The following is a 16,244-nucleotide window of genomic DNA, read 5'->3' on the forward strand; positions in this document are numbered from 1 at the left end:
AAAACGGCAGTTTTACATTAGAACAGCAAACGCGGCCAGGAATAAAAGAATAGATGAAGTTAAATCAGTTAGTAGCAGCCGGAATCATGGTTTCCAGTGCTAGCTTCGCCAATGCTGCAGCGTCTGACAGTGAATTCGTTGTTGAAGATATTAAAATTACCGGCCTGCAACGTGTGGCACTGGGTGCGGCACTGACCTATCTGCCTGTTCAGGTAGGCGACCGCCTTAACAGCTTCCGCATCACCCAGGCTATTCGCTCTCTTTATTCTTCTACTCACTTTGAGCGGGTAGAGGTATTACGCGACGGTAATACCCTTATCGTGAAAGTGTCAGAGCGTCCTACTATCAGTAACATTATCTTTGAAGGTAACGATGACATCAAAGACGAGCAGTTACAGGAGAGTCTGGATGGTAACGGGATCCGTGTGGGAGAGCCGCTGGATAAAACCGTGCTGACGTCAATTGAAAATGGCCTCAAAGACTTCTTCTACAGCATTGGTAAATACAATGCTGATGTGTCTGCTATTGTGACACCGTTGCCCCGTAATCGTGTTGATTTGAAACTGCTGTTCGAAGAAGGCGATGCCGCAGAAATCCAGCAAATTAATATCGTCGGTAACTCAGTATTTACTGATGAAGAACTGATGCAGGACCTTGAACTGCAGTTCGACACACCCTGGTGGGATTTTCTGTCTGAAACCCGCTACCAGCAGCAAACCCTGCAAGGGGATATGGAAACATTAAGAAGCCACTATATGGACCGTGGTTACCTGCGTTTCAATATTGATTCTACGCAAGTTTCCATGACGCCGGAAAAAGACGGCATCTACGTTGCGATGAATGTTACCGAAGGAGAGCAATACACCATCTCTGATGTGGAGCTTGTCGGTGATTTGCTGGGTAACGAAGAGTATATCGAGCGGGTGCTGCCGTTGACTGTTGGCGAGCTTTACAGTCAGGCTGAAGTTACCTATACCGAAGAATTTATCAGTAAATACCTGGGCCGTTTTGGTTACGCTTATCCGACAGTGACCACGGTGCCGGAAATCAACGACGAAGATAAAACAGTTAAACTGACCCTGTCAGTCGATCCGGGTAAGCGTATCTATGTGCGTCGTATAAACTTCGAAGGTAACTCTGTTACGTCTGATAATGTATTACGTCATAACGTTAACCAGATGGAAGGCACGTGGCTGTCGAATTCACTGCTGGAAAGCTCAAAAGCACAGCTTTCCCGTCTGACTTACATGGAAGAAGTTGAGTTCGAAACTAACCGTCTGCCAGGTATTGATGATCAGGTTGATGTGGACTTCTCAGTGAAGGAACAACCTTCAGGCTCGTTTAACGCCGGTATCGGTTACGGTGACAGAACGAAACTGAGTCTGAATGCCGGTATTCAACAAAATAACTTCCTCGGTACAGGTAAGCAGGTGGGTCTGAACATCAGTACGGTATCGTATCAGCGTTCAGCTCAAATTACCTATAACGACCCCTATTTCACGATCGACGGTATCAGTCTGGGTGGTAGCATCGGTTACAGCGAGTTCGACGGCTCTGACTTTAACGTTATCCAGTACAACTCTAAGCGCTGGTCAGTGGGGGCTAACGTTGGTTATCCAATCAACGAAGTTAACCGTATTAACTTCGGTATTACTTACTCCAGTGTGGAGTTATATAACACCGGTTACTACGAGCAGACTGAGCAGTTTTATAACCAGTTCCGTGATTCCGCCGATCCGGAAGCACCTATTAACTATGACAGCTTCCAGGCCAGTGTGGCATGGAGCCGCAGTACACTGAACCGTGGTCTGTTCCCTACAGCCGGTTCATCACAACGTGCGAGTTTCAGTATTACTACGCCGAACTCTGACGTGAATTACTTTAAAACTGTATTCGATACCAAGTTCTATTTCCCGCTGTCACGTAATCAGCGCTGGTCAGTGCTGGCTCGTCTGCGTTTAGGTTATGGTAACGGCTACGGCGACATTAACGGTAATGAGCAGATCCTGCCGTTTACGGAAAACTTCACGGCCGGTGGTGCAGATACGCTGCGTGGCTTTGAAAATAACACCGTAGGCCCCCGTGGTGTGATCAGACGTAATTATAATACGGTGACCGGTCCTGACGGAGAGGTGTATCCGGGCGATGCAGCTGATGATAGTATTCAGATCTCCAGCCGGAGCCTGGGTGGTAACGCCATGGCATTGGGTGGCATCGAGTTAATCGTTCCGACACCATTTGTGGATGTGGAATACGATAATTCAGTACGTACCAGTGTGTTCCTCGACGTAGGTAACGTGTGGGATACTGAATTCGACTACGATAAGTACAAAAACTTAGACCAGATCAACTCATCATACGGTAAGTTGTTGGACTATTCCGACTGGACACAGTATCGTAGTTCCGCCGGTATTTCTGTACAATGGATTTCACCGATGGGACCCATGGTATTCAGCTTCTCGCGTGCTATTCAGGAACGCGATGGTGATGATGCCAAGTTCTTTACGTTTAATATCGGTCAAACATTCTAATACTAATCCGGCAGTGAACCGGGCTTAAATTTTAAAAAGGAGTTCCTTTTGAAACAGTTGGCAAGACAATTCGTAGCAACCCTGATGTTAGGTAGTGCGCTGGTAAGTGCCTCTGCAATGGCTGAACAAAAAATTGGCGTTGTGGATGTACAGGGCGTATTCCAGGCGATGCCACAGGCCGCTGAAATCTCTAATAACATTCAGGTCGAATTCAAAGCGCAAATCGACGAAGTTAACCAGCTTCAGAAAGATGGTCAGTTCTATGCTGAGCGTCTGCAGCGTGATGCCGCTACGATGAGTGAAGATGAGAAAAAAGAACTGCAACAGAAAATTCTGAGTGTTCGTGAGCAACTGGCAGAAAAAGGTCAGCCTCTGCAACAGAACATCCAGCGTCGCAGCAACGAAGAGCGCAACAAATTGTTGGGCTTGATCAAGCAGGCGATCGACTCAGTAGCTGCGAAAGAAAAATACGACCTGGTACTGAATGCCGGTGCTGTAGCATTCGCAGACGACCAGCATGATCTGTCTGAGCAAGTGCTGGAACAGGTTAAAAAAATTAAGTAATGTCCGGCCGGTTACCGGCTGAAGATTACCGGGCCTGAGCCCGCAAGCAGACTAACGTCGTGAGGCGTTGGTCTGATTTGTTTTTAGCGCATATGCGCGTATGGTTGCCGCCATTTAAAATTACAATACGGCAAACAGTCTGCTATAAGCCTATGACAGACTGGTTTTGGCATTAGGAGAGCTTTTTTGGCCAATTCACTCAACACTATTGATATTCAGGAAATCCTGGATTTATTGCCTCACCGGTATCCGTTCTTGCTTGTTGATCGCGTAACTGATTACGTGGAAGGCGAGTCTATCAAGGCATATAAAAACATCACCATGAATGAACCCTGCTTTACAGGGCACTTCCCCGGCCGTCCAATTTTCCCGGGCGTTCTTATCCTGGAAGCAATGGCACAGGCTGCCGGCGTGCTTGGATTCAAAACCATGGGTAAGTCAGATAAGCTATACTTGTATGCCGGCATTGACTGCGCGCGCTTCAAGCGTCCTGTTACGCCTGGTGACAGACTGGAATTTGATGTATGTCTGGTCAAAGAGCGCAGAGGGATTTGGAAGTTTAAGGGTACCGCCAGCGTTGATGGTGAAGAAGCTTGCAGTGCCGAATTCATGTGTGCAATGAGAGAGATGGTTTAACGTGATTCATTCTACTGCCGTGATATCTGAAAAGGCGACACTGGGAAATAATGTTTCCGTAGGTCCTTTCTGTTATATCGGTGACGATGTGGTTATCGGTGACGATTGTGTACTTGAGTCTCATGTGGTCATCAAAGGCCCGACGACTGTGGGTAAGCGCAACCGCTTCTTTCAGTTTTGTTCTGTAGGTGAAGAATGCCAGGACAAAAAGTACGCCGGAGAAGAAACCCGTCTGGAAATCGGTGATGACAATGTTTTCCGTGAAACCTGTACAGTGCATCGCGGCACTATTCAGGATGAAGGGGTGACAAAAATTGGCTCCCGCAACCTGTTTATGATCAATGCCCACGTGGCTCACGATGTGATCATCGGGGACGATTGTATTCTTGCGAACAATGTTTCACTGGCAGGGCATGTTGAACTGGGTAATTTTGTTATTTTTGGTGGTGGTGCCGCTATTCACCAGTTTGGCAAAGTAGGTAGTCATGCCTTCGTTGGCGCCGGCGCGATAGTCTTGCGTGATGTACCGCCGTTTGTCATGGTTAACGGGCAGAAGCACGTCGCTGCGGGCATTAACTCTGAAGGCTTACGCCGCCGTGGATTTACATCCGGTCAAATTATGGCAATAAAGCGGGCTTACCGTGCCATCTACCGTGACAACAATACCATCGCTGAAGCTGTGGCTAAGCTGTCTGATGTAGCCCAAAGCGATGAAAATATCCGCTTACTGGTGTCTTTCCTTGAAAATGCTGAGCGGGGTATCATCCGCTAAATGCCCGCATCAACATTGCGAATTGGCGTTGTGGCAGGTGAGCCGTCAGGAGACGTGCTTGCCGCCGGTATGATAGCCGAACTGAAAAAGCGTTACCCCGATGCCATTATCGAAGGCATCGGTGGTGATCACATGAAAGCCGCCGGCTTTCACTCACTCTTCGATATGGAAACACTTTCTGTCATGGGACTGGTGGAAGTGTTGTCTCATCTTCCTGCTATTCTCAAACTGAAGAAGCAACTGCTGGCGCATTTTGAAGCCAATCCGCCGGATGTATTCATTGGTGTGGATGCACCTGACTTTAATCTTCGTGTGGAAAAAGCCCTGAAAGCCAGGGGGATTAAAACTGTTCATTATGTCAGTCCTACCGTGTGGGCATGGCGTGAAAAACGCATTCATAAAATTAAAGCCGCCACAAATCACGTGCTGGGTTTGTTTCCTTTCGAACAGCAGGTTTACGATAAGTACCATGTTCCCTACACGTTTGTCGGTCATACACTGGCTGATGCCGTGCCATTAGAACCAGATCAGTCTGCCGCCCGTGAGACACTGGGCCTGAGCAGCTCCGGTCCTGTGCTGGCCGTATTGCCCGGCAGCCGTGGCGGTGAGTTAAAAGCACTGTTACCTGTTTTTACTGCCACCATGGAGAAAATGAAAACCCTGCTGCCAGGCATCCGTTTTGTCATTCCTGCTGCTAATCAGTATCGTTTTAATGGCATTCAGGCTTATCTGAAAGAGCATTGCAGTGCCTGGCTCAGTGACAGCGACTACAAGCTGGTGAAAGGGCAGGCCAGAGACGCCATGATTGCCAGCGATGTCATTTTGCTGGCATCAGGTACGGCAACCCTGGAAGCCATGCTTTGCAAGCGCCCCATGGTGACTTGCTATAAGTTGTCACCGCTGACCTATAAAATAATGCAGCGACTCTACAAAGCGCCGTTCTTCTCCCTGCCTAATTTACTGGCCAATGAAGCGTTAATTCCTGAATTACTGCAGGACGACGTGAATCCTGACACGCTTTGCGATTACTTATTGCCCCTTTTCACGCAGGATACGACTGAACTGGTAAGCCGGTTTACCGGTTTGCACCAGTCCCTAAAACTGGATGCTGATAAAATGGCAGCAGATGCGATTGCAGAGGTTATCAATGGTTGAATATATTGCCGGTGTTGATGAAGTGGGACGCGGACCGCTGGTGGGGGATGTAGTGACCGCTGCGGTTATTCTTGACCCTGCAAAACCCATTGCCGGACTCAACGATTCAAAGAAATTATCCGAAAAAAAACGTATCGCTTTATCAGAAGAGATTAAGCAAAAAGCCCTCTGCTGGGCAATCGGGCGGGCAACGCCACAGGAAATCGATACGCTGAACATTCTGCACGCAACCATGCTGGCCATGAAGCGTGCCGTTGAGGGATTGTCAGTACAGCCGGATTTCGTGCGGGTAGACGGAAATCGTCTGCCGGACTGGCAGTATGCAGCAGAAGCGATCGTGAAAGGGGATGGACTGCATGCAGAAATCTCTGCAGCCTCGATTCTTGCTAAAGTTGAACGTGACAATGATATGATTGCATTGCATGCCCTTCATCCGCAGTACAACTTCGCCGGCCACAAAGGTTATCCGACGAAAGCCCATTTTGAAGCATTAGAAGCATATGGTGTCCTGCCGTGTTATCGTATGAGCTTTAAGCCCGTACAGGCGCGTCTGGCAGCACAAAAATAAGAGAAACTCACATGTCTTCGCCGTTTATTCATCTTCGCGTTCACAGCGACTTTTCAATGATGGATGGGTTAAACAAGGTTAAACCCATCCTCGCGCAGGTTGAAGCCTTTAACATGCCTGCGGTGGCTATTACAGACCAGATGAACATGTGTGGTCTGGTTAAATTCTATTCTGAAGCCCATAACCGCGGCATCAAACCCATTATCGGCACCGACTTCTGGGTGCAGAACGATGTTCTGAATGAGGAACCTTTCCGCCTCACTTTGCTGGCCATGAACAACGAGGGCTATAAAAATATTACCCTGTTGATTTCAAAAGGCTACCTGCGCGGTGCGGTGCACCATAAAACGGTGATAGAGCAGGCCTGGCTGGCAGAACATGCTGAAGGCGTGATTGTACTTTCCGGAGCATTGCACGGCGACGTCGGTATTGCTCTGACCAAGAACAACCAGAAAATGCTGGCTGATTCCCTTGAGTTTTATCAGCAGCATTTTGCCGACCGTTTCTACCTTGAGCTTATCCGCACCGGCCGTCCCGGTGAAGAAGACTATCTTCATCAGGCTGTGGCTGTGGCAGAAGAATACGGTTTGCCGGTGGTGGCTACGAATGAAGTGTGTTTCATTGAACAGGCGGGATTCGAGGCCCATGAAATCCGCGTAGCCATTCACGACGGTTACACACTGGAAGATCCCCGTCGCCCTAAACGCTACAGCCAACAGCAATATCTGCGTAGCAGCGATGAAATGGTTGAGCTGTTCAGTGATATTCCGGAAGCTATCGAAAATACAGTAGAAATTGCTACACGTTGTAATGTCACTGTAAGGCTTGGTGAATACTTCCTGCCTCAGTTCCCTACCGGTGGTATGACAACGGAAGATTTTCTGGTTAAAAAATCGGAAGAGGGACTGGAAGAGCGTCTTGAATTCCTGTTCCCTGATGAAACCGTCAGAGCAGAAAAGCGTCCTGAATACGACGACCGTCTGAAAATAGAACTCGACGTAATTAACCAGATGGGGTTCCCGGGTTACTTCCTTATCGTTATGGAGTTTATCCAGTGGAGTAAGGACAACGGGATTCCGGTGGGACCGGGCCGTGGTTCCGGTGCAGGCTCATTAGTGGCTTATGCGCTGAAAATTACCGATCTGGATCCGCTGGAATTTGACCTGCTTTTCGAACGGTTCCTGAACCCCGAACGTGTATCTATGCCTGATTTCGACGTCGACTTCTGTATGGACCGGCGGGATGAGGTTATTGACCACGTGGCCGAGCTTTACGGCCGTCAGGCGGTATCACAAATTATCACCTTCGGTACGATGGCTGCTAAGGCTGTTGTGCGTGATGTGGGCCGTGTGCTTGGTCATCCCTACGGTTTCGTTGACCGGATTTCCAAGCTGATCCCGTCCGATCCCGGTATGACTCTTGGCAAAGCCTTTGAGGTCGAGCCCCGTTTACCGGAACTTTATAACGACGATGAGGAAGTCAAAGACCTTATCGACATGGCCCGCATTCTGGAAGGTGTTACCCGTAATGCCGGTAAACACGCCGGTGGTGTGGTTATTGCGCCTACTACTATCACCGACTTTGCTCCGCTTTACTGTGATGACGAAGGGAAAAACCCGGTCACCCAGTTCGATAAAAACGACGTTGAAACGGCAGGTCTGGTTAAATTTGACTTCCTCGGTCTGCGTACACTGACCATTATCCAGTGGGCACTGGACATGATCAAAGAAGGTCAGGGAGTGGATGTCGATATCAGTGCCATCCCGCTGGAAGATAAAAAGAGTTTCCGCTCACTGCAGGCGGCAGAAACCACGGCAGTATTCCAGCTTGAATCCCGCGGGATGAAAGAGCTGATCAAGCGCCTGAAACCAGACTGTTTCGAAGATATTATCGCACTGGTGGCCCTGTTCCGTCCGGGCCCGCTGCAATCAGGCATGGTAGACAACTTTATTGACCGTAAGCACGGTCGTGAAGAAATCTCTTATCCGGATGCTGATTATCAGCATGAGTGTCTGAAAGAAATTCTTGAGCCCACCTACGGTATCATCCTGTATCAGGAACAGGTTATGCAGATTGCCCAGGAAATGTCCGGGTACAGTCTGGGTGGCGCTGACTTGCTTCGCCGTGCGATGGGTAAGAAAAAACCTGAAGAAATGGCGAAGCAGCGCTCAACCTTCGAGGATGGCGCAAGAGACAACAACATCGACGGCGAGCTGGCGATGAAAATTTTCGATCTGGTAGAAAAATTTGCCGGATACGGATTTAACAAATCGCACTCTGCGGCCTATGCACTGGTGTCATACCAGACGCTGTGGCTGAAAGTACATTACCCTGCTGAATTTATGGCGGCGGTAATGTCGGCGGACATGGACAACACCGATAAGATAGTAACGCTGGTAGATGAAGTCGACCGTATGGGGATGACCATTTTGCCGCCGGATTTGAATGTTGGCCGGTATAAGTTTACGGTTGATGAGCATGGCCGCATTGTTTACGGTATCGGTGCTATTAAAGGGGTCGGTGAAGGCCCCATTGAAGCCATTATTGAAGCCCGGGAACAACAAGGTAATTTTACTGATTTGTTTGATTTCTGTGCTAAAGTTGACCTCAAACGGGTGAACAAGCGGGTGTTGGAAAAGCTGGTCCTCGCCGGCGCCATGGACAATCTTGGTCCGCAGGACGGCAAGGGTCCGCACCGTGCATCGATTATGGCCTCTTTACCTGAAGCTATTGCAGCAGCTGATCAACATGCAAAAGCGGAATCCTACGGACAGTCTGACATGTTCGGTTTGCTGACTACAGAGCCGGATGACGTAAAGCAAGCCTTTGCGGATGTGCCGTACTGGCCGGAAAAAGTCTGGCTTGATGGTGAAAAAGACACCCTGGGCTTGTATCTGACAGGGCATCCTATTAATCAGTATGCTGACGAAATTAAGCATTACTCTGATGGTCGTCTGGTTGATTTAAAACCGACCGGAAAAGATCAGATGTCTACCGCCGTTGGTCTGGTGCTGGGCGTCAGGGTAATGACAAACAAGAAGGGGCGTCGCTGGGCCATTGTGACTCTCGACGACAAGAGCGCGCGCATGGATGTACGTTTTTTCCCCGATATGTACGAAAAATATGAGAGTATTCTCGAAACTGACCGTATCCTGTTAATAAAAGGACAGGTCAGCTTTGATGATTTCTCCGGTGGCAATACAATCTCTGCCCGTGATGCAATGGATATTGTTCAGGCCAGAGAACAGAACGCAAAAGCACTGATGTTGGAACTCGACACCGTGCAAATTGATGAAAACAGAATTTCGTCGCTACAGGCAATTCTTCAAACGTACCGGGGCGGCAGTTGTCCGGTACAAATGCGTGTAGTACACCCGGATGCGGAAGCAGTGCTGGCCTGTGGCGCACAATGGTATGTGACGCCGGAAGACCAGCTGTTGCACGAATTAAAACAGTGTCTGGGTGAGCAGTCAGTCGCCATGTGTTATCACTGACAGGCGTGAAAGGTAGTATAGATAGGACACAGAATGAGTATACAGTTTTTGGAATTTGAACAGCCGATCGCTGAACTAGAAGCAAAAATCGAAGAGCTTCGGCTGGTTAATCAGGGCGGTGAATTTGACGTTGGTATTGAAGAAGAAATCACAAAACTTCGTACTAAAAGTTCGGATTTAACACGCAAGATTTTCTCAGATCTGGGCGCCTGGCAGATTTCCCAGCTTGCCCGTCACCCCATGCGTCCCTACACGCTGGATTATGTTGGCCGCATCTTCACTGAGTTTGATGAACTGGCCGGTGATCGTGCTTACGCTGACGACAAAGCGATTGTTGGTGGTCTGGCAAAAATTGATGATCAGCCAATTATGCTGATTGGTCATCAGAAAGGGCGTGATACGCACGAAAAAATTAAGCGTAACTTTGGTATGCCAAAACCTGAAGGTTACCGTAAAGCTCTGCGTCTGATGAAAATGGCTGAGCGTTTCAATTTGCCTATCGTTACACTTATCGACACACCGGGAGCATATCCGGGCGTTGGCGCGGAAGAACGTGGACAGAGTGAAGCTATTGCCCGCAACCTGTTTGAAATGGCTCAGCTTCGTGTGCCGATCATCTGTACCGTTATCGGTGAAGGTGGTTCCGGTGGTGCACTGGCAATTGGTGTTGGCGACCGCGTTAACATGCTGCAATATTCTACCTATTCCGTTATTTCTCCGGAAGGTTGTGCATCTATTCTGTGGAAGAGCGCAGATAAAGCGCCCCTGGCTGCAGAAGCGATGGGTGTAAGTGCACCGCAAATCAAAGAACTGGGTTTAATCAACAGTATTGTTGAAGAGCCTTTAGGTGGCGCACACCGTGACCATGACGGCATGGCTGCAAACCTGAAAGCGACCATCAAACAGCAATTGAACCAGTTGAAAACACTGGATGTTGAAAACCTGATGGAAGAGCGTTACCAGAGACTGATGTCTTTCGGTTACTGCTGATCCGGAGCGGGTAACGATGGCTGGTGAAATGGATGTCAAGCCGCTGTGTTCTGACATCATCTGCACAACGGCCAGGTTGCTCGATACTGTCACCCCGTCGCCCAACTGCCTTGTGGTAGGTTTCAGTGGCGGGGTAGACTCCGGTTTATTACTCCACGCACTCTCTTCATATTCTTCTTTGCCCGTTCACGGGGTGTATATCCATCACGGTCTGAGTCCCAACGCAGACACGTGGCAAAACCACTGCGAAACCTTTTGTCACCAGCGCAATGTTATCTTTTCTGCGTTATCCGTTAACGTGACGGTTCAGTCCCGCACCAGCCTTGAGGCAAGTGCCAGAGATGCCCGTTATGATGCATTACTGCGCTATTGCCGGCAGCACAACGGTGCGCTGGTTTTAGGCCAGCATCAGGACGACCAGCTCGAAACCATATTACTGGCGATAAAGCGGGGAAGCGGGCCGGCAGGTCTGGCTGGCATGCCGGGGCTGCATTACCGGCTAGTTAGTGAGAGCGAGTCACCCGTTGCTATTCTGCGGCCTCTGCTTAATTTTCGCCGTGAAGACATTGAGGCTGCGGCGGATTCACTGGCAATGCCGCGGGTTGAAGATGAGTCCAATCAGGACGACCGCTTTGACCGTAATTTTCTTCGCAACCGTGTTCTGCCGGATATGCACAGGCGCTGGCCCGGCTTTGCAAAAGCCGCTTCACGCTCCTGTGAACTGTTACAGGAACAAAATGCATTGCTGGCAGAAGTGACCGCGGAACGGCTTAAAGACGCTGAGACCGGTAACGGTGGACTGAGTGTTCCTGCTTTGCTGCTGCAAAGCACAGGCTGGCAGAGGGCGATTATCCGTCACTGGCTTACCGGACGGGGTGTGACCTTGCCTTCTAAAGCTCAGATGGACGAGATCCTTGCTATGTTACATGCCAGAGACGATGCCATACCATGCGTTAAAGGCGGCACTGGCGTGATCCGCCGCTACAACAGCGAACTGCTGGTTACTGCGGATAGCGGGAACTGCACGGTCGATATAATGCAGGAAAGCGGGGATCCGCAACAGGTAGATAAAGAGCAGTGGCAGCAAGTCCCGGGGTTGCCGGTAACATTTAAAATCTCCGGCCCGGGTGACTGGCAGCGGGTGCCGGCGGTGAGTCTGGATAAAATTTATGTGAGCCGGAACCCCACAGGGAAAACAGCGCGGAAATGGTTTAAGCAGTGGAAGATACCGCCCTGGGAAAGAGAACGCATTCCTGTTTTACTATGCAATGGTGAAGCGGCAGCTTTGCTGCTTACCGACAGAGTGGTCTGGCTGGCGGCCGGCAATCAGGATCTCAACAGGATAATGTACAAAAGTAGCGGTGAATAAGATGGCAGTCTTCTGGTAAAGAGGCAAGGTTTTGCCTCTTCGTTTAAAAGCCTGCGGGGAGATTATGCCGCAAGATAAGCATTCTTTCCGGCGGCTTTGACCTGGTATAACGCGTGATCAGCTCGCTCAAATAACGACTGCATGTTGTCTCCCTGACGGTAGACCGCACCGCCGATACTGCAGGAAACTCCGTGACCTTTGAGTAACGTGTTCTTTTCGATTCGTTTGTTGATTCGGTCAGCAATGACTTTCAGCGACTCTTTTTGTTTGCAGTCCAGCAGACAACAAAACTCATCACCCCCGATGCGGAATGCTTCATCTTCATTACGCAGCACAGACGAAATCTCCGCAGCCACAGCTTGCAATACCTTGTCACCTTCCTGGTGCCCATAGGTGTCATTCACTGTCTTAAAGTTATCTAAATCTATGACCAGTAATCCGAATTTTTCATCATGACGATCCGCTCTGCTTGTCAGACGGCCACAGGACTCATCAAATGCGTTGCGGTTACCTAATGTGGTCAGTGCATCTTTTGTCGCCATTTTTTTCAGTCGTTCGAACTCCAGAGCATTGGCGAACTGATGGCTGAACAGCACATGTAACTCAGCCACACACTGACGCTCTTCCCGTGATGGCATGCTGGCAAACACATAGCGGATGTATTCTGGCGCGGATGTGCTGTGACGGTTGTTCATAGGCAGCATCAGGGTGTTTGAGTCATTGTCTTCCGGCTTAATGCGGCCATAACTCAGGTGACGTGACGCATCGCTCAGGTTAAGGTGAACGAGTGCAACATGTTGTCTGAGTTGATGAAAGTAAAGAGAACCCAGTGCAGAAATATCGATGGTTGACAGGATCTGCCCCAGGAAGCTGTTTTTCTGATCGGCGGTTAACCGCGGGCCGGATGAGGCCATAGGATAAAAGCTGTCAGGGTATACGTGTTCATAAACAGAAGTTGAGAATTCCAAAACAGTACTCCTCGGGAACATGGGTTATACTTAGAGTCAATTGTTTACTTTTACGTCAGAAAATCGTCATCTAAGCGTATCTGACTGAAGTCTTGCAAGTGGTGTGCCTGCTTGTAGTGCCGGATTAAAGGAGTTGCCGTGGTAGCAAGTGGATTTGGACAAATCGTAGTGTTAATGGCGCTGTCAGTAGTCAGTGTAGCAGTATTCCGCAAGCTTCATTTGCCACCGATTCTGGCCTACCTTTTTGCCGGACTGCTTACCGGCCCGGAACTGCTGGCGTTGTTCCCTCATCCGGAAGACATGCACCTGCTGGCAGAAATCGGGATTGTATTTCTGTTATTTTCTCTGGGGCTCGAGTTTTCACTGCCCAAGCTTATGTCCATGCGCTCACTGGTTTTCGGTGTCGGATTAGGGCAAATGGTCGTTACTACGGGTGTGTTCTCAGCAATCGCACACTTTCTCGGATTTGCCTGGGGGCCGGCAGTTATCATCGGCGGCATGCTGGCACTGAGCTCCACTGCTATCGTCATTAAGCAGCTTACTGAAGCCGGAGCACTTAATCATCGTCGTACAGAAATGGCCATCAGTATTCTGCTGTTTCAGGATCTGGCAGTGGTGCCATTCCTTATTGCTATTCCATTAATGTCATCTGAACAAAATATCAGTCTCGCCACCGCGTTAATTCAGGCTCTCATAAAAGGTGTACTGGTCGTGATCCTGCTTCTGTCTGCCGGCAAGTGGGTTTTACCCTGGATATTCCGGGAGGTGGCGAAAACCAGAACTGATGAGTTGTTCGTGCTCACCACGATTCTTGTGGCTATTCTCGCCGGCGGGCTGACCTATATTTTCGGTTTGTCCATGGCGCTGGGGGCTTTTCTTGCCGGGATGATGCTGGGAGAAAGCCAGTATAAGTACCAGCTGGAAGCGGACATCCGGCCATTCAGAGATATTCTGATGGGCCTGTTTTTCGTCACTGTCGGCATGCAACTGAATCTGCACGTACTTTACCAGGATGGTTTGTGGATATTCAGTGGGGTGGCGGTATTAATGGTACTTAAGGTGTTGGTATTGCGCCTGGTTGCAAGGTTACTGAATTCTGATGCGGTGGATGCCTGGGCTACCGGCATCAAATTGTGTCAGATTGGTGAGTTCAGTTTTGTCATTGCTGCACTGGCTACCGCAGAAGGAGTCATCGACAGCAGAACATCTTCTATTATCATCAGTATGGGGGTGATCAGCATGGCACTGACACCGCTGCTGGTAACCCGCAGTGTGGCCTGGGCGCAGAAACTCGAACCTGCGTCAGCGGTCAACGTTGAGCCTGACAGTGCCATTCCTGAAGCTTCAGCTTTGCAGAACCATATTGTCATCGCCGGATTTGGCAGGGTGGGGCAGTCTGTTGCCCGTTTGCTTAAACTGGAGAACATTGCCTTTATCACCATTGATGCAGACCCGGTAAGGGTGCACGAAAGCCGCAACGCCGGCGAACCGATTTTATTTGGTGATGCCAGCCAGAAGGACATTCTTGAAAATGCCGGTGTTGGCCGGGCCAGTTTACTGCTGGTCACTTTTGATCAGCCTGAGAAAGCTAAGCAGGTCATTAACGCAGCAAGGCAAATCTCGCCGGACATCAACTTAATGGTACGCACAAAACGGGACTATCAGCTGGATGCTTTGTATAAAGCCGGTGCCAGTCAGGTTGTACCTGAAATACAGGAAGGCAGTCTGATGCTGATTTCCCAGGTGCTGCATTACGCCGGCGTACCCATGTCGCGGATCCTGCGACGGGTGAGGGAGGAGCGTCAGGGGCGGTACGATCACCTGCACGGCTTTTATCCGGGGGAAACCACTGAAATCAGCTACGGCACAGAAGATAAACTGGAATTTGTACATGCTGTTGTACTGAATAACGATGCAGCCTGTTTAGGTCAGTCGTTGTCAGACATCGATTTTCAAAGAATGCGGGTAAGACTGCAGGGGCTGAGAAGGAATGGCAACGAAATTGCGCAACCGGATGGCAATGAGGTGTTGCAAGCCGGTGATGTGCTAATCATCGCCGGCAAGCCGAGAAGAGTAGAGCGGGCAGAACGTCGTTTTATGGACGGTGCCTGACAAAGCCGTTATGCGACTTTACCGCTCTCCAGATCTTTAAATTGCTTTTTCAGATCGTAATTTTCTTCGGTGACGATTTTTTCCAGTACTTCAACGCGTTCCCGTAGTGCCGCGATTTCGGCTTCCATGGCTTTATCACTACGGATATCTTTTTTCGATTTACTCTTGTCTTTCGCTGCAGTGACGATAGAGACCAGTGCCCAGGCACAGATTGCAACAATGACAACGGCGGTTGTATTCATTTTGTTCCCTCAACAAAGTAAAATTTTAGTGTAACGGCTTACGGGCATTTTGTCGTTAATTCAGCCTGTTTTATAACCTTTTTGTACAATTTAAATCGTAACATTGTGTTTTTCAACAGTCTGAATTTTTGCATACAGACCCGCTTTAACCGTGCTTTTGCTGTATTATAATTAAGAGTACGCAAGATCGTGACCAGTTTGGTAAATCATTATATTTCAATTGGTTATGATTTTTACTATACCGTGTACTGTATTCCTTTAGTCGAAATAACCAAAAGTTTGGTCAAAATAACCAATGAGTAATGAAGAATTATTCAGTGATGAACACTGGATGCAGCAGGCGTTGCTTCGTGCTGATAAAGCTGAAGCAATTAACGAAGTACCGGTGGGCGCGATAGTCGTTGCAGACGGAAAGATCATCGGAGAAGGCTGGAATTCTCCGGTTAGAGACCATGATCCCGCCGCTCATGCGGAAATGCTGGCTGTACGTGCAGCCGCCAGCCATATAGAAAATTACCGGGTTACCGGTGCAACCCTTTACGTCACTCTTGAGCCCTGTGCTATGTGTGCCGGAATGCTGGTGCACGCACGGATCGCCAGAGTGGTATTCGGTGCCAGTGATTTAAAAACCGGTGCTGCGGGATCAGTGATGCAATTGTTGCAACATCCGGAGCTTAATCACCAGTGTGATATCACCGGAGGGGTGCTGGCTGACATTTGCGGAGAAAAATTGTCTGCATTTTTCCGGCGTCGCCGGGCTGAAATCAAGGCTGCCAAGTTATTGGCCAGAGCGACCCGGGCAGAAGAGTGCGGGGGAAAGGGAAAGGCGTAGTCCGGAACTGC

Annotated in this window: 13 protein-coding genes; 11 read left to right on the forward strand and 2 right to left on the reverse strand. The window is 49.3% G+C overall.

All coding sequences use genetic code 11. The features are described 5' to 3' along the window. The first annotated feature begins 53 nt into the window (after positions 1–53). The 9 genes from bamA (at position 54) to tilS (ending at position 12,079) form a co-directional block, all read left to right on the forward strand. Complete coding sequence (bamA, locus tag ACXAGR_RS13540) at positions 54–2,531, forward strand: outer membrane protein assembly factor BamA (RefSeq protein ID WP_474844608.1); 2,478 nt, start codon at positions 54–56, stop codon at positions 2,529–2,531. Positions 2,532–2,579: 48 nt separating this feature from the next. Continuing rightward, positions 2,580–3,095 (forward strand): OmpH/Skp family outer membrane protein, encoded by a 516-nt coding sequence (locus tag ACXAGR_RS13545; protein WP_119500493.1) that lies wholly within the window; start codon positions 2,580–2,582, stop codon positions 3,093–3,095. Between the two features lie 186 nt (positions 3,096–3,281). Beyond that, entirely contained in the window at positions 3,282–3,731 is a 450-nt protein-coding gene (gene fabZ / locus ACXAGR_RS13550; protein WP_303574431.1) for a 3-hydroxyacyl-ACP dehydratase FabZ, read from the forward strand. Position 3,732: 1 nt separating this feature from the next. Further along, on the forward strand, positions 3,733–4,503 hold the full coding sequence (lpxA, locus tag ACXAGR_RS13555; protein WP_474844609.1) for an acyl-ACP--UDP-N-acetylglucosamine O-acyltransferase: 771 nt from the start codon (positions 3,733–3,735) through the stop codon (positions 4,501–4,503). After that, on the forward strand, positions 4,504–5,658 hold the full coding sequence (gene lpxB / locus ACXAGR_RS13560; RefSeq protein WP_474844610.1) for a lipid-A-disaccharide synthase: 1,155 nt from the start codon (positions 4,504–4,506) through the stop codon (positions 5,656–5,658). Next, on the forward strand, positions 5,651–6,226 hold the full coding sequence (gene rnhB / locus ACXAGR_RS13565; protein WP_474844611.1) for a ribonuclease HII: 576 nt from the start codon (positions 5,651–5,653) through the stop codon (positions 6,224–6,226). Before lpxB ends, rnhB begins: the two co-directional genes overlap by 8 nt. 11 nt (positions 6,227–6,237) lie before the next feature. Continuing rightward, positions 6,238–9,720 (forward strand): DNA polymerase III subunit alpha, encoded by a 3,483-nt coding sequence (dnaE, locus tag ACXAGR_RS13570; RefSeq protein WP_474844612.1) that lies wholly within the window; start codon positions 6,238–6,240, stop codon positions 9,718–9,720. A gap of 33 nt (positions 9,721–9,753) precedes the next feature. Further along, the gene (gene accA / locus ACXAGR_RS13575; protein WP_119500499.1) at positions 9,754–10,710 is read left to right on the forward strand and encodes an acetyl-CoA carboxylase carboxyl transferase subunit alpha; all 957 of its coding nucleotides are present in this window, start codon (positions 9,754–9,756) and stop codon (positions 10,708–10,710) included. Positions 10,711–10,726: 16 nt separating this feature from the next. Beyond that, positions 10,727–12,079: a tRNA lysidine(34) synthetase TilS gene (gene tilS, locus ACXAGR_RS13580; protein WP_474844613.1), complete on the forward strand. Its 1,353-nt coding sequence runs from the start codon at positions 10,727–10,729 to the stop codon at positions 12,077–12,079. 62 nt (positions 12,080–12,141) lie between these two features. On the opposite strand, the gene ACXAGR_RS13585 is transcribed toward tilS, so the two are convergent. Continuing rightward, entirely contained in the window at positions 12,142–13,047 is a 906-nt protein-coding gene (locus tag ACXAGR_RS13585; RefSeq protein WP_474844614.1) for a GGDEF domain-containing protein, read from the reverse strand. A 174-nt stretch (positions 13,048–13,221) separates the two neighbouring features. Here ACXAGR_RS13585 and ACXAGR_RS13590 point away from each other — a divergent pair, with 174 nt between their 5' ends. Next, entirely contained in the window at positions 13,222–15,159 is a 1,938-nt protein-coding gene (locus tag ACXAGR_RS13590; RefSeq protein ID WP_474844844.1) for a cation:proton antiporter domain-containing protein, read from the forward strand. 8 nt (positions 15,160–15,167) lie between these two features. Here ACXAGR_RS13590 and ACXAGR_RS13595 read toward each other — a convergent pair whose 3' ends face one another. Then, the gene (locus ACXAGR_RS13595) at positions 15,168–15,401 is read right to left on the reverse strand and encodes a hypothetical protein (protein WP_119500502.1); all 234 of its coding nucleotides are present in this window, start codon (positions 15,399–15,401) and stop codon (positions 15,168–15,170) included. 295 nt (positions 15,402–15,696) lie between these two features. Here ACXAGR_RS13595 and tadA point away from each other — a divergent pair, with 295 nt between their 5' ends. Further along, the gene (tadA, locus tag ACXAGR_RS13600) at positions 15,697–16,233 is read left to right on the forward strand and encodes a tRNA adenosine(34) deaminase TadA (RefSeq protein WP_474844615.1); all 537 of its coding nucleotides are present in this window, start codon (positions 15,697–15,699) and stop codon (positions 16,231–16,233) included. The last annotated feature ends 11 nt before the right edge of the window (positions 16,234–16,244 follow it).

It is taken from the genome of Alteromonas sp. ABH4_457 (genome assembly GCF_056160625.1).